Genomic DNA, 13,027 nt, shown 5'->3' with positions numbered 1-13,027 from the left:
TTGCCATACCGCACCGGACATGCTACCGGCGCGGTATGGGTGACTTCCTTTCAGGCGCCGAATGAACCGTCTTGAGCCAGAGCTCCAGACCGAATGCCAGACCAGGCATCCGGGCCGCTCAAGCGCCGAGCGCCTCCTTCTGACACTGGCACGCACCTATCTGGGCTTCACCCAGGCCACCATACGCTGGTGTTTCAGCGGTGCGCCGGAATCCCTCCCATCCCTGCTTCAAAGTCCTGATCGACCAGTCGATGGCTGCATAACGGCCTGCTGGCACCGCTCCCTGCTCTTTCTGCCAGCCATGTGTCGCTGGGGACATCGCCAAAACCCTGCCCTCAATTTTGGGGTCATGATCAGCCGCAACCGCGATGGACGTTTCATCAACGACCTTGTGGCCCCTTGGGGGATTACCGGGGTCGAAGGGTCAAGTGATCGTCAGGGCAAGAACAAGGGGGGCAGTCGCGCCCTGCGCGAATCTGTCAGGGCGATCAAGAATGGTGCCGTCTTTGCCATAACGCCGGACGGCCCACGCGGCCCCGCCGAAAAGGTTCAGCCCGGTACCCCGGCTCTGATGCGATTGTCTGGCAGCCCCCTGATTCCCATCGGCGGGGCCTGCACTTCGCTTCGCCTGCCGAGTTGGGATGGGCTGCGTGTCCCCTTGCCATTCGGACGCGGTTACATGCTCTACGGTGCCCCCCGAAAGGGAGACGCTACCCCCGAGGCAATCGAGAGAGATCTGAAAGACCTTTCCGCAAGGGCTGAGCACTATCTCTCTGCCGGCCGTCTTACCCTGCCCGACCATCTCTGGCATTTGCTGGGCCTGGCTCTGACGCCGGGTTTGCGAGCGATGATGCTCATTCGCCTCAGGCGCGGCAAGGAGCGACGTGAACGCCTCCCCGAGCGACGAGGACGGACGAATCTGGCGCGTCCGGCCGGACAGGTTCTGTGGCTCCATGCCGCGAGCGTTGGGGAAACCCACTCCATCCTCCCCCTGATCGAGACGCTGGCAACGCGCAACCCGAACTGGCACTTCCTTCTTACCAGCGCCACGATCGGCGGCGCTGATATTGTCGCCCACTATCTTGCCCAGGCCGCACACAGGGATGCGCGCATCATTCATCAGTTCATCCCCTATGACACGCCTTTGTGGACGCGACGCTTTCTCGATCACTGGCAACCCGCGGCATTACTGCTGACCGATAGCGAACTCTGGCCGGGCCTGATCCTGTCCTGCACACGCCGCGCCATTCCTGTGGGTGTGCTTAATGGTCGCCTTTCGGAAAAGTCGCGGCAGCGCTGGCACAAGGCAAGCCGCATAGCCCCGCCCCTGTTTCGCCGTCTGGCTTTTGTGGCTGCGCGAGGCGAGGAGGACGGCAGGCATTTCCGTGCCCTTGGGGTGAAGGATGTCGTGTGCCTGGGTGACCTCAAGCAGGATGCGCCCCCGCCGCCAGTAGACCCCATCGAGCTGAACAGGATTGAACGCATGATCGCGGGGCGTCCGGTCTTCCTCGCGGCATCGACCCACCCCGGTGAGGACGAAATTATCCTGCGCGCGGCCCGCCTGGCGCAGGGGCAGTTTCCTGATCTCTTGACGATCATCGCGCCCAGACATCCGATACGAGGTGCAGACATTGCCACGCTCACCTCCCCGGCGGCACCGCGACGCAGCACGGGCGCCGAGCCCACTGCACATGATGCGTTCTGGATTGCCGACACGCTCGGCGAGCTGGGATTGTTCTACCGCCTGGCTGACTGCGCGTTCATTGGCAATTCCCTGACGGCCCCTGGTGGAGGGCATAACCCGTTTGAAGGGGCGAGGCTCGATGTGCCACTCGCAACCGGGCCTTACCATGACAATTTTCATCCCGCCTTCAGGCAACTGCAGGGGCTCGTTGCGACTATACATGACGATACGCAACTTGCTGACTGGATAGTAGAGGTGTTGACCGATCCCTTGTCGTGGAAAGACCGCGCCTGCCGCGCAAAAGAGACCATCGGGTCGGGACATGAAGTGGCGCTCAGGCTGGCCGAAAAGATCGAGACACTGTGCGCCTGAAACTCTCCCCCCCGGCATTCTGGCAGAAAACAGTGCCCGGTTGGCAGGCTCGCGCTCTCAAGCCGGTATCGCTCGTTTTCGATACCGTAGGCTTCGTCAGGGCATCACGCGCACGCCCCGCTACGGCGAGTTTGCCAGTTCTTTGCTGTGGCAACCTCAGCGTGGGTGGCACTGGCAAGACCATACTCGTGCGGGATCTGGCGGCGCGGCTCGTCGCTCGGGATGAGCGCCCGCACATCTTGAGCCGCGGTTACGGCGGAAGGCTGAAAGGCCCGCTGCGTGTTGATGTCCATCACCACACCGCGCAGGACGTGGGTGACGAGCCCTTCATGCTGGCGCAGGATTTTCCTGTCTGGATTGGTGGCAACCGAGCCGAAACCGCTCGGCTCGCCACGGAAGCTGGCGCGACATGCCTTGTCATGGATGACGGCCTGCAAAACACGACTCTGCGCCAGACCATGCGGCTCGTCACCGTGGACGGAGCGGTCGGGCTGGGTAACGGTCAGACCCTCCCTGCCGGCCCACTTCGCGAGCCTGTCAGCCGAGGGCTTATGCGCGCCGATGGCGTCATCATCATCGGGCGCGATGATGTCAATCTCTCGACCCTGCTGCCCCCCTCGATTACCGCTCTGACAGCACGGCTTATTCCATCTGCCGCCATAAGGCGGCTACAGGGCAAGCAAATTATCGCCTTCGCCGGGATAGGCCGCCCCTCGAAATTCTTCGATATGCTCCGCGAGGCCGGAGCCCCCCCTATGCGCAGCATCGCCTTCGATGATCATCACGCCTATACTGAGCGCGACTGCCGACGCCTGTCAGTTCTCGCCCGTCAACCGCGGACCGCCCTCGTGACCACACGCAAGGACTGGGTCAAATTGCCCGTCTGGCTGCGAGACGATGTCAGCGTGATCGATGTCGAACTTCTCTGGGCCGATCCGGAAGCTCCCGAGCGCCTGCTGGACCAGCTATTCGCAACTGTGTAGAGCCGCCTCATGAGCGACACTCCCGCGATCACATTCCTTCACCGTGCCGAATACGTGGTGGCCCGCCTTGCCCTCGCAGCGCTGTCCGCCCTGCCTGCCGCAATGGCGTCCAATTTCGCGGGATGGGTGGCGCGAACCATCGGGCCGCGCCTGCCTGTCTCCCGCGTGGCCGACAATAACCTGTCACTGGCTCTTCCCCGCCTCACGGCTGAGGAACGCGCCACTGTCATCGTAGATGTGTGGGACAATCTGGGACGCACGTTGGGGGAGTTTCCCCACTTGCCCCGATTGCAGCAGAACACTCCCTCCGGCCCCGGATGGAGCATCAGCAATGCCGAGGCGCTGGAGATCGTGCGGGCCACAGGCAGGCCTGTCATCTTTTTCTCGGGTCATATCGGCAACTGGGAAATGTTACCGCCAGTCGTCGCGCGGCACGGCCTCCCATTCGCCTCGTTCTATCGCGCAGCGGGGAATCCACTTATCAACCGACTCATCATCGCCCTGCGTTCACGCGCGATGGGGGTCGAGACACCGATGTTCGCTAAGGGCGCAAAAGGCGCCCGTCTGGCGCTGCGTCATCTCGCCCAGGGGCATCATCTCGGTATTCTGGGTGATCAGAAAATGAATGACGGCATCGAATGTCGCTTTTTCAATCTGCCTGCCATGACAGCCTCCGCAGCTGCGGCCTTTGCCGTGAAATACGACTGCCCGATCGTCACAGGTCGTATCGTCCGGCTTGGCCCCGCCAGATTACATCTGGAAGTTGGTCCCGTCCTGTATCCGGATCTCGAGGCGCGCCGTACCGATGAGATTGGCAGCCTCACGCAGAGGCTCAACGACCAGCTGGAACGATGGATTACAGAGAAGCCTGGGAGCTGGCTCTGGCTCCATCGTCGCTGGCCGAAAGAGTTGTATACAAGAAAATGGCGTAATTAACGGTCCAGACAGTCCGAAAGTTTCTTTTTTACCATCTGAACATAGGTGAAACGAAGCATTGCTTTTGTGCAACACCCAGCCATCACGATGACGGAAAACGTCATACAAACGCAATTTTACGTTGAGACCGTCCGCTTTTGCCGTTTAGCCTCAGTGTTGCACCAGAAATGAGGACGCAACGTATGGCCCAGACGCTGCCGTTTCCCAAGAACGAAACTCCAGCACCTCTCAGCAATGTGATTCCGCTGCGCTTCAATGTGCTGCCTCGTCATCGCGAGTATCTCTCGCAATGGCTGCAGGCAGGCCTCGCGATGGGGCTCTGCGACGCGGATATCGAGACGGAATGTCTGGATGGACGTAGCGAAGCTGTCGCCCACATCCTGATCTGGGTTCGCGAAAATGCTGACCCCGCTTATATGATCAAGCCACGCGGGCTGCGCTGGGTTCTAATCGACCATATCCGCGACCACGAACTTGGGGTTTTCCCGAGCCTCGAACTCGCCCTCAATACAGTTCGCCCGGTTCTGCCACTTAAATCCATCGCCGCCGCCTGAGCCTCATCAACTCGCGCCAGTAAGACGAAGCGTAGCCCATCACGACACTCAGGCCTGACCCGAGCGTTTTGAAAGCGTCCTGCCATTGTTGCGGGACGAGCCGGGCCGCCAGCGTCGCATTCGACGCGGCAGAGACCCGGCATAGACCTAGCGGGTCAGACGCCTCGGTGCGGCCGACGCCATCTTGGCCCCACCCCCTGGCAGAATTTCAAACAGAGCGAGGCCGCGTGCCACGGTGCCATCGCCTCTCAGCACGAACGTCCCATCGGCACCAGCGAATCCGTCCGGGCGCAGCAGCGAACCCTCGGTGAAACCGTCGGGCCGCTGGCTCAGCACAGCCGCCATCGTTGCTGTATCATAGGCAACATTCGCGAGCACTGACGGGGCATAGCCATAGCGCGCACGATAACGCTGCGCAAAATCGTTGCGGAAGGACGGATCAGGCGCGGCAAACCAGCCGCCACGCAGAGCACCGAGCTTAGCAGCAAACGCGTTCCAAAGCGCCGGCCCCAGGATACGGGTCTGCCGTGTATCGATCGCAGCCTGCTTGAGGCCATCAATCACATTGGCAAGTTGCAGCCCCGTATCCCCCAGAAGCAAGGCATCAAACGGCGGGGGAGCGAGTACAGGTTTCGCCGGGACCGAGGCAGCCGTGTCAGCGGGGGTCGTGGCAGGGGCGGAGCCCGTCGCTCCAGGTGCCGTACCCTTCGCAGGATCGGCTGCATTGCCGCCAGAAGCAGGCACGGGCGATGCCTCGCTACCCAAAGGATTGACGGCGTCCGGCTCGGCTGGGGCAGCAGCGGCTGCCTGTTTCGAGGCCTCGTCCTGCCGCGATTGCCAGTCAGACAGTGTCTTGAGTCCTGAGGTGATCGATTCGGCAGTACCATTATGAAAAGCGATATTCGGCTGTGCCAGTCCATGCGCGGCACAGGCCGTGCCCAGCGCATCGGCAAGGGCGTGGCCAAGCGCCGTGTCAGGAAGATAAGCGGCGAAGTTCTTGCGCCCTTCGGCGCTTGCGGCCTCAACCAGGCGATTGACCTGCTGCTCGACCGTCACACCCATCACCCATACGCCCGGCCTGGCCTGAACCTGATCACTCGTATAGGCAAATTCGGGGATACCTGCCGGCTGGACAAGCGACGCGACAGCGCTCGTCTGTGGGGCAGTCAGCGGCCCGAGGATCACGCGGTCGCCCTGATCGATAGCAGCACGTGCTGCGGTCTCGGCTGTCTGACCGGGCGCGTCAGTATCCCGTATGTCGAGCGTAACCCCGTGCCCTTCAGGAACGGCGATATGGGCAGCATTGGCCATCTGCTGACCAAGCTTGCCGAAACGACCACTCAGCGGCAGCAACATGCCAATCTTCTTGTTGCCAGTAGCGTCCTGAGTTGCCCCCTCCCCAATCTTGGCGACAGGTGGCGGCGTCTCGGGGCCGCTACAGGCAACAAGGGCAAGGGCCGCGACTCCGGCGAGAGCGGAAACCTTGCATGCAGAGGCCGACCTGAGCGATGTGAAGGAAACCACGCGCTGACGGGGACCGAATGTCCGACCTACCATCTTCCACCCATACTCCTGATGACGATTCGAACCCTGAGGGTTCGTCGTCTGCTTATGACACTTCCGGGAATTCCGCGACCCTGCCGCCCGGGAGCCTGACACTTGTAGCGACCCCGATCGGCAATCTGGGCGACATGAGCCTGCGCGCTGTTGCCACCCTTAGAGCTGCGGATGTGATCCTGTGCGAGGATACCCGGGTAACAGCCAAACTGCTGAAAGTGTATAACGTTTCCACCCCGACACAAATTCTGCACGATCACAACGAGCAGGACCGGGTGCCTGCCTTACTTGCCAGAATGGCGGAGGGAGCGCGTCTTGCGCTTGTTTCCGACGCAGGCACGCCAATTGTATCGGATCCCGGGTACCGGCTTGCTCGTGCGGCGATAGCGGCTGGGCTGCCCGTGAGCGCGGCGCCGGGGGCCAATGCTGCAACGCTAGCGCTCACGCTTTCGGGCCTGCCGCCCCATCCCTATCTGTTCAGTGGCTTTGCCAGCCCGCGCTCATCGGCCCGCCGCAGCCAGTTTGCGGTGCTTCGCGCCGCCGAGCAGGCGGGTTTCACGGCAACGCTTATCTGGTATGAGGCGCCCCACCGCCTGCTGGACATGCTGGATGATCTGATTGCTGTTTTCGGCCCCGAGCGTGAGGCGGCCGTGGCGCGCGAACTGACCAAGAAGTTTGAGGAGATTCGTCGCGGATCGCTCACGGAGATCCGCGAGCACTTCTCCGTTACAGCGCCGCGTGGAGAGATAACCGTGCTGGTCGGCCCACCGGGCGATGAGGCAGCGGATACCGAGCAGGATCTGGACGCCCGTCTCGTCGAGGCTCTCAAGACCCATTCCGTGAAGGACGCGGCGGCTCTGGTCGCCGGGGCGGTCGATCTGCCCAAGCGCGTAGTCTATGCCCGTGCGCTGGAGATTGGCAAAAGCTGATCAGCGACCAAACGCGAGGAAGGCTCTAGGTCGCGGCCACCTTGCGCAGGTGCGGACATCCTGCAGGCTCAAGTATACCCGCCGAAGCGCAGAGGACGACGTACCCCCGCGCTTCAGGGCGATCGTGTCAGTCCTGATCTTTCGGCAGTGCGAAAAGCGTCGCCGGGTTGCCGGGATTGGAAACGACGTTGAACAGGTCGATCTGTGTCTCGCGTCCTTGCGCATCCTTGACCACCCATGATTTCAACGTCAGGGGGGAGTCGTTGAAAATGAGTGTCAGGCTTCCCTCTGATGGTGTCGCAGTGCGAACCAGGGTGACCTGCACCAGCCCATGATCGTGCTGGAAGGCGGTCACCGTCACATCGCCAGACAAGCGCAGATCGGGCCGTAGCAACAGGCCGAGTGGTGTCCGATCGAGCGGGAGCGTCGTGACCTGTCCGAGTTCCCGATCCTGATAGACAACCTTGCCGTCATTGGCGATGAGCAGTAGCGGGCTTGGCTTATCGTAATCGAAACGCATCTTCCCAGGCCGGTCCAGCCAGGCCTGCCCTGTGGAGCGAGTGCCATCGGGCGCAATCTGCTGAAACCGTGCCTTGATCGTATGGATGGCGTTCAGTGCGTCTTGCACACGGGCGATCCAGCCAGCATCGGTGGGCTTGAGAACCGCAGCCTGAGGCGTTGCAGCAGCGCCTTGGGCCCGAGCCGTGCCTGGGGTAATGGCCAGGATGCCACCGAGAAATCCGCCCACAAGCAAGGCACGCATGGAAAATCGTCGCTGAATCGCGCTCATTTCAGATCGCCGCTTCTTCAAAAACGTGACGTACATCGCCCTGCCAGGCTCCCTTGAAACGCTCCACCCAGTGCTCGGCCTGTGTCGGCCCGCCATCAGCAATGATATGGAGCGGGGCAAGACAAACCTCCTCACCCAGACCACGCGCACGCAGCCCCTGCTCTGCCAGCGCAATGACGCGCCTGGCGAGCGCGCGTAGGCCGCCGGGGAAATTCGCGTCCATCGCCTTGCGCGGCACTTCGGCACGCAAGGCGCGATAGACCGACCAATCCTGCTCACGAACCAGTGCCTCGGCAGCGACCAGAGTGGCCGGATCATAGAGTAGCCCCACCCAAAGCGCCGACTGAGCCAGCATCATTGCCGGGCTACCCGCATCGGCACCGCGCATTTCAAGAAACTGCTTGAGGCGCACATCAGGGAAAACCGTCGTCAGGTGATCCTCGAAATCACCCATCGTCGGGGTGAATCCTGCGAGCGCAGGGGGCGCCTTACCTTCCAGCCAAGCGCGGAACGACGCCCCCGCAACATCGCGTATCTCGCCATCGCGCATGATGAAATACATGGGGACATCAAGAACCCAGTCCACATACTGCTCGAAGCCAAAATGGTCGTCGAAGCAACAGGCTGGCATGCCCGAACGCGCGTTGTCTGTGTCGGTCCAGACCTGCGCACGGTTCGACAACAAACCGTTCAGCTTTCCCTCATAGAAGGGAGAATTCGCAAAGAGCGCCGTTGCGAGCGGCTGCAGCGCAAGGGAAACGCGCATCTTGCGAGCCATGTCCTCCTCAGAGCCGAAATCGAGATTGACCTGAACCGTGCAGGTGCGGGTCATCATATCCAGCCCGAGTGTACCGACTTTCGGCATGTAGCGTCGCATGATCGCATAACGGCTCTTGGGCATGATCGGCATGGCATCACGGGTCCAGAGCGGCTGAAAACCCAGGGGGGCGAAGCCCAGACCAAGCGCCTTGGCCGGTTCTCTGATCGCGTCGAAATGCGCCTGCATCTCATCGCGTGTCTCGTGCAGCGTCGCGACGGGACGTCCTGACAGTTCGAATTGCCCCGCAGGCTCTAGCGAGAGGGATTCGCCTTTATGAGCGCCCTGCCCCTTGAGCCCTATGAGCTTGTCATGATCGGTGATGGCCTGCCAGTCACGCCCATCAGCCATGACTGCCTCAAGAAGCGATTCGATACCCGCTGGCGTATAGGCAGGTGCCGAATAGGCTACGCGGCCCGAATGATCGCCCGGCAGAACAAAGCCGAATTTCTCGTGCTCGGTACCGATGCGCCATGACTCCTGTGGCTTGGCCCCATCCGCCAGAAGTGCAACGAGCTGCGCCTTGCTCTCGATGGGCGCGTTATTCAGGTCACCGGGATTGGACATGGGCGGTACTGGAGCCTCAAAGGGAGATTTCTGGAAAAAGAAACTGTCGAGTTTCGTCCTATATGGACCGTGATGCGCGAAACGCCAACTGGGCAAGCCCGGCAATCACTGCCGTATCCGCCCTAAGGATCAGATTTCCCAGCGAAACCGGCCTGATCGCGCTATGCGTATTCAGCAGGCGGCGCTCGCTCTCCGAGAATCCACCCTCCGGCCCGATCAGCAGGCCATAATGCGACGGTACCGGCTCAACGCCCGGACACTGCTGTCGTTCCAGTGCTGCGTAGAGCGGGTAGGACTGGGGCCATTCATCAAGCAGCTGGGCCAGTGGCCGCAGCGGTTCGATGGCTGGAATATCAAGCCGTTCGCACTGTTCCGCAGCCTCTATCGCAATGGCGCGAAATCTCTCGGCGTTGATGCGGTGCGTATTGGTGCGTTCCGTGATCACAGGGGCGAAACGTTTGACACCCATCTCGGTCCCCATGCGCAGCACAAGATCGGTGGCGTCGCGCTTGAGCGGGGCAAACACCAGAACCGGCCCCGGCACCTCCACCGCAGGACGACTGAGCGTGCTCAGGACAGCCTGCCCCCGGTCCTTGCGCTGGATCTCGAGGCGCGCTGTCCATTCGCCAGCCCCTTCACCGAATACGCAGAGGGCGTCTCCTTCGTTCAGGCGCAGCACGGCGATGAGATAACGCATCTGACCCGGATCGAGCGCGATTGCTGTGCCCGCCCCCATGCCGGGAAGGAGCTGATCCAAATAGAGCCGGGGGGCGTCCTGCATGTCTGCCTCGTGATGCGTGATTGACGTTCCCTGTTCATAGACGCAATGAACCCTCATGACGACATGGAGACCTCAATGACGCGCGAGACCGTGCCCCATACCGACATTCGCGCTCATGGCTGGATCGCCCGTATGCCGCGTGCATGGCGGCCCTACTTGCTGCTGGCCCGCCTCGACCGCCCTGTCGGCACGTGGCTCCTCCTCTTGCCCGGCATCTGGGGGATCGCGCTCGCCGAGGGCGCGACATTCTCCCGCCGTGCCGTGCTGATCGCCCTTTTCGCCATTGGCTCCCTCGCCATGCGGTCAGCGGGTTGTGTCGTCAATGACATCTGGGACCGCAAGATCGACGCCCAGGTTGCCCGTACCGCAGGCCGCCCTCTTGCCAGCGGCGCCGTCTCGGTGCTTCAGGCCCTCTGGCTGCTGGCAGTCCTGCTCGTCATTGGCGCGCTGGTGCTGTTCCAGCTTCCCGCAATCTGCTGGGCGCTCGCGCCGCTTGCCCTGCTTCTGGTCGGTCTCTACCCGGCAGCCAAACGCGTAACGTGGTGGCCGCAGCTCGTCATGGGGTTCACCTTCGGTTTCGGCGCCCCCATGGGGTACGCCGCCGCCGCAGGGCGGGTCGATTGGGTCTGTGCCCTGCTCTACGCCGGCACGATCCTGTGGCAGCTTGGCTTTGACACCATCTATGGCTTTCAGGACATGGATGACGATGCCCGTATCGGGGTGCGTTCAACCTCGCGTCTCTGGGCAACGCAGGCGCGGCCTTTCATCGCTGCCTGCTACACAGGGGCGGCCCTCCTCCTGTCGGCAGCCATCGCACTGGCTGGGCTGCACTGGAGTGTCTGGCCTCTCGCACTCCTGTCCAGCCTCATGCTGGTCAGCCAGATCGTTCGTCTGGATATCCGCAACCCGGCGCTGTGCCTGATGCTGTTTCGTCAGAATGTCCCGTTCGGCATGGTTCTGGCCGCGGCACTGATCTGCGGGCGGGTGCTGTCGTGAGAGAAGCCGAAAACTTCATTGCCAGTCAGACAGTCATCGAAACCGCGCCCCTCGTCCCGGAGCTGAGGCTGTATCTGGCCACTGAAATCACCCCGATCTGGCAGGCGACAGAAGCCCACTTGGCCGAGATGAACATAGAGCCGCCTTTCTGGGCCTTTGCGTGGCCGGGCAGCCAACTTCTCGCCCGTTTCATCCTCGACAATCCAGCTCTTGTGCAGGATCGCATCGTGCTGGATTTCGCCTGTGGGGGTGGTCTGGCGGGCATCGCGGCAGCACGATCCGGCGCTGCAGAGGTGCTGGCCAATGATATCGACCCCCTCGCCCTCCAAGCCGCACAACTTAATGCCGCGCTGAATGGCGTTGGCCTCACCCCGCTGGAAGGCTCCATCATCGGCACATTGCCCAAGGCAGACCTGCTTCTTTGCGGAGATGTCTGCTACAACCAGCAGATGGCCGACCAGATCATTCCGTGGCTGCGTTACTGTGCGACCCATATGGAGGTCTGGATGGCTGACCCAGGCCGCCCCTATGCGCCGAAAGAGGGTATCGAGACGCTGAGCGTGATGCAGCTGCCCACGACGATGGAGCTGGAGGGCAGAACAGAGCGTGAAACACGCCTGTGCCGAATTCTGCCCCTACCAGCCTGACTGACTTCAGCCCGGTCAGGCCTTCGCCTTGAGTGACCGCGCCAAGCTCATTACAGCGCCAACCCAGGCAATCAGCATGGCGCAGAGCAGGCACAGCGTCGAGGCATGGGTGCTGAAGCGAAACACGCTTGCAACCAGTAGCGCGCCAAGCGTCTGCCCGCCCAACCTTGCGACCGACACGAGTCCGCTTGCGCTTCCCTCACGCCCACGTGGAGCCGCCAGCATCATGACACGGTTATTGGGGGGCTGAAACATGCCGAACCCAGATCCCGCCAGCCAGGTGCGCCAGATAATGTCCAGATTTGAGGCATCTGGCGGCAGAAGCCAGAGCAACGCAAACCCGCATCCGGTCACGGCAAGGCCAAGGCTGGAGAGCAGAACCGCAGGGACCCGATCGGTCCAGCGGCCTATGAGGAACGACATGGTAGCCACGCCTACCGCCCAGGGCGTGATCAGAAACCCGGTGACTGTCGCCGGGCGCTGGAACACCGTCTCAAGCGTGAAGGGCATGGCAATGATGAAGAAATTCGACGCGACAAACCCCGTCATGCCGACGATGAACGCAATCAGGAACGACGGCACACCCAGCAGATCGACCGGTACTACAGGCTCGTCTTTGCCGCGTTGATAGCGCAGAAGCGCTGCCCAGCAGAGAACACCTGCCCCGGACAGAAGCAATGCGCCCCAGAGCCCGCCATGCACCGCGTCATCAACGCCAATTACGGTGAAAGTAAAGGCACAGATGGTCAGCACCACGGCAGGCATATCGACCGCCTTTTCCGAGCGTGGCGTGACTGGCAGCGCGAAGCTGGCCAGCGCCAGGGCCGCCAGCCCAAGGGGCACATTGATCCAGAAAATCCACGGCCAATCGGCAACCGACATGACCAGAGAACCGACGGTAGGACCGAGCGCCACGCCGGTTCCGATAATCAGGCCGTTCAGGGCCAGCCCTTTGCCAAGCGCTGCCTTGGGGTAGATGAACCGTATGAGCGCAATGGCAACGCTCATGATGCTTGCCCCGCCAACACCCTGCAGAGCCCGCGCAAGGGCAAGCTCAAGCAGGCTGTGCGACAGGGCACAGAAAATGGAGGCGACAAGAAAGATCGCGATGCCCAGCCGGCACATGCGCGCAAAGCCTATACGCGCCCCGATCGATGCCAGGGGAAGCAGCATCGACAGCGACGCAAGCTGATACGCGTTGATGACCCAGATGGACTGGGATGAGGCGATATGCAGGTCATGCGCAATGCTCGGCAGCGCGACATTGGCCACCGCGTAATCAAGCACCGAAAGCAGCACGGCCAGCGCGACTGCCAGCATCGCCCTGGCGCGCTCGACACCATACAGCCCGTCAGGCTGCCCGGTGCCATCCCTGTCGTTATGCGAAATTCCGCCCTGTCGCGCCGCTTTCATG

General features: G+C 62.0%; 12 protein-coding genes. 7 read left to right on the top strand and 5 right to left on the bottom strand.

The window, feature by feature from the left end; translation table 11 throughout:
- The first annotated feature begins 61 nt into the window (after nt 1-61).
- The 4 genes from F3J08_RS02390 (at nt 62) to F3J08_RS02375 (ending at nt 4,529) form a co-directional block, all read left to right on the top strand.
- The gene (locus F3J08_RS02390; protein ID WP_166928271.1) at nt 62-2,056 is read left to right on the top strand and encodes a glycosyltransferase N-terminal domain-containing protein; all 1,995 of its coding nucleotides are present in this window, start codon (nt 62-64) and stop codon (nt 2,054-2,056) included.
- On the top strand, nt 2,053-3,039 hold the full coding sequence (gene lpxK, locus F3J08_RS02385) for a tetraacyldisaccharide 4'-kinase (RefSeq protein ID WP_166928331.1): 987 nt from the start codon (nt 2,053-2,055) through the stop codon (nt 3,037-3,039). The genes F3J08_RS02390 and lpxK overlap by 4 nt, the downstream gene beginning before the upstream one ends.
- A 9-nt stretch (nt 3,040-3,048) precedes the next feature.
- Nucleotides 3,049-3,975: a lauroyl acyltransferase gene (locus tag F3J08_RS02380; RefSeq protein ID WP_166928270.1), complete on the top strand. Its 927-nt coding sequence runs from the start codon at nt 3,049-3,051 to the stop codon at nt 3,973-3,975.
- Nucleotides 3,976-4,157: 182 nt separating this feature from the next.
- Complete coding sequence (locus F3J08_RS02375) at nt 4,158-4,529, top strand: hypothetical protein (RefSeq protein WP_205206629.1); 372 nt, start codon at nt 4,158-4,160, stop codon at nt 4,527-4,529.
- A gap of 147 nt (nt 4,530-4,676) precedes the next feature.
- Here F3J08_RS02375 and F3J08_RS02370 read toward each other — a convergent pair whose 3' ends face one another.
- Complete coding sequence (locus tag F3J08_RS02370) at nt 4,677-6,086, bottom strand: penicillin-binding protein activator (RefSeq protein ID WP_240149066.1); 1,410 nt, start codon at nt 6,084-6,086, stop codon at nt 4,677-4,679.
- Between F3J08_RS02370 and rsmI the strand changes: the two genes are divergently transcribed.
- Nucleotides 6,071-7,015 (top strand): 16S rRNA (cytidine(1402)-2'-O)-methyltransferase, encoded by a 945-nt coding sequence (gene rsmI, locus F3J08_RS02365; RefSeq protein WP_166928269.1) that lies wholly within the window; start codon nt 6,071-6,073, stop codon nt 7,013-7,015. The two genes, F3J08_RS02370 and rsmI, sit on opposite strands and share 16 nt — an antisense overlap.
- Nucleotides 7,016-7,142: 127 nt before the next feature.
- Here the strand turns inward: rsmI and F3J08_RS02360 are convergent, their stop codons facing one another.
- The 3 genes from F3J08_RS02360 to F3J08_RS02350 are packed head-to-tail and all read right to left on the bottom strand — an operon-like array spanning nt 7,143 to nt 9,970.
- A complete protein-coding gene (locus tag F3J08_RS02360; protein ID WP_166928268.1) occupies nt 7,143-7,805 on the bottom strand; it encodes an outer membrane lipoprotein carrier protein LolA in 663 nt (220 codons plus the stop codon).
- Between the two features lies 1 nt (nt 7,806).
- A complete protein-coding gene (locus F3J08_RS02355) occupies nt 7,807-9,189 on the bottom strand; it encodes a glutamate--cysteine ligase (protein ID WP_166928267.1) in 1,383 nt (460 codons plus the stop codon).
- A 58-nt stretch (nt 9,190-9,247) separates the two neighbouring features.
- On the bottom strand, nt 9,248-9,970 hold the full coding sequence (locus F3J08_RS02350; RefSeq protein WP_166928266.1) for a 16S rRNA (uracil(1498)-N(3))-methyltransferase: 723 nt from the start codon (nt 9,968-9,970) through the stop codon (nt 9,248-9,250).
- 75 nt (nt 9,971-10,045) lie between these two features.
- Between F3J08_RS02350 and ubiA the strand changes: the two genes are divergently transcribed.
- Together ubiA and F3J08_RS02340 are read left to right on the top strand one after the other, a co-directional pair.
- On the top strand, nt 10,046-10,966 hold the full coding sequence (gene ubiA, locus F3J08_RS02345; protein ID WP_166928265.1) for a 4-hydroxybenzoate octaprenyltransferase: 921 nt from the start codon (nt 10,046-10,048) through the stop codon (nt 10,964-10,966).
- Nucleotides 10,963-11,613, top strand: a complete 651-nt coding sequence (locus F3J08_RS02340) for a 50S ribosomal protein L11 methyltransferase (protein WP_166928264.1) — start codon at nt 10,963-10,965, stop codon at nt 11,611-11,613. Before ubiA ends, F3J08_RS02340 begins: the two co-directional genes overlap by 4 nt.
- Nucleotides 11,614-11,628: 15 nt before the next feature.
- Here the strand turns inward: F3J08_RS02340 and F3J08_RS02335 are convergent, their stop codons facing one another.
- Nucleotides 11,629-13,026: an MFS transporter gene (locus F3J08_RS02335; RefSeq protein ID WP_166928263.1), complete on the bottom strand. Its 1,398-nt coding sequence runs from the start codon at nt 13,024-13,026 to the stop codon at nt 11,629-11,631.
- Between the last annotated feature and the right edge of the window lies 1 nt (nt 13,027).

Source organism: Asaia sp. As-1742, from assembly GCF_011753235.1.
GTDB classification, from domain to species: Bacteria; Pseudomonadota; Alphaproteobacteria; order Acetobacterales; family Acetobacteraceae; genus Asaia; species Asaia bogorensis_B.
The sequence above is the reverse complement of the archived record's forward strand: the minus strand, read 5'-3'. Positions and strand labels throughout refer to the sequence as shown.

Bases quoted from the DNA above. Each gene is read 5' to 3' on its own strand.
- F3J08_RS02390 (WP_166928271.1), top strand. From the start codon at position 62: ATGAACCGTCTTGAGCCAGAGCTCCAGACCGAATGCCAGACCAGGCAT.
- F3J08_RS02380 (WP_166928270.1), top strand. From the start codon at position 3,049: ATGAGCGACACTCCCGCGATCACATTCCTTCACCGTGCCGAATACGTG.
- F3J08_RS02375 (WP_205206629.1), top strand. From the start codon at position 4,158: ATGGCCCAGACGCTGCCGTTTCCCAAGAACGAAACTCCAGCACCTCTC.
- rsmI (WP_166928269.1), top strand. From the start codon at position 6,071: ATGTCCGACCTACCATCTTCCACCCATACTCCTGATGACGATTCGAAC.
- F3J08_RS02370 (WP_240149066.1), bottom strand. From the start codon at position 6,086: ATGGTAGGTCGGACATTCGGTCCCCGTCAGCGCGTGGTTTCCTTCACA.
- F3J08_RS02360 (WP_166928268.1), bottom strand. From the start codon at position 7,805: ATGAGCGCGATTCAGCGACGATTTTCCATGCGTGCCTTGCTTGTGGGC.
- F3J08_RS02355 (WP_166928267.1), bottom strand. From the start codon at position 9,189: ATGTCCAATCCCGGTGACCTGAATAACGCGCCCATCGAGAGCAAGGCG.
- F3J08_RS02350 (WP_166928266.1), bottom strand. From the start codon at position 9,970: ATGCAGGACGCCCCCCGGCTCTATTTGGATCAGCTCCTTCCCGGCATG.
- ubiA (WP_166928265.1), top strand. From the start codon at position 10,046: ATGACGCGCGAGACCGTGCCCCATACCGACATTCGCGCTCATGGCTGG.
- F3J08_RS02335 (WP_166928263.1), bottom strand. From the start codon at position 13,026: ATGAAAGCGGCGCGACAGGGCGGAATTTCGCATAACGACAGGGATGGC.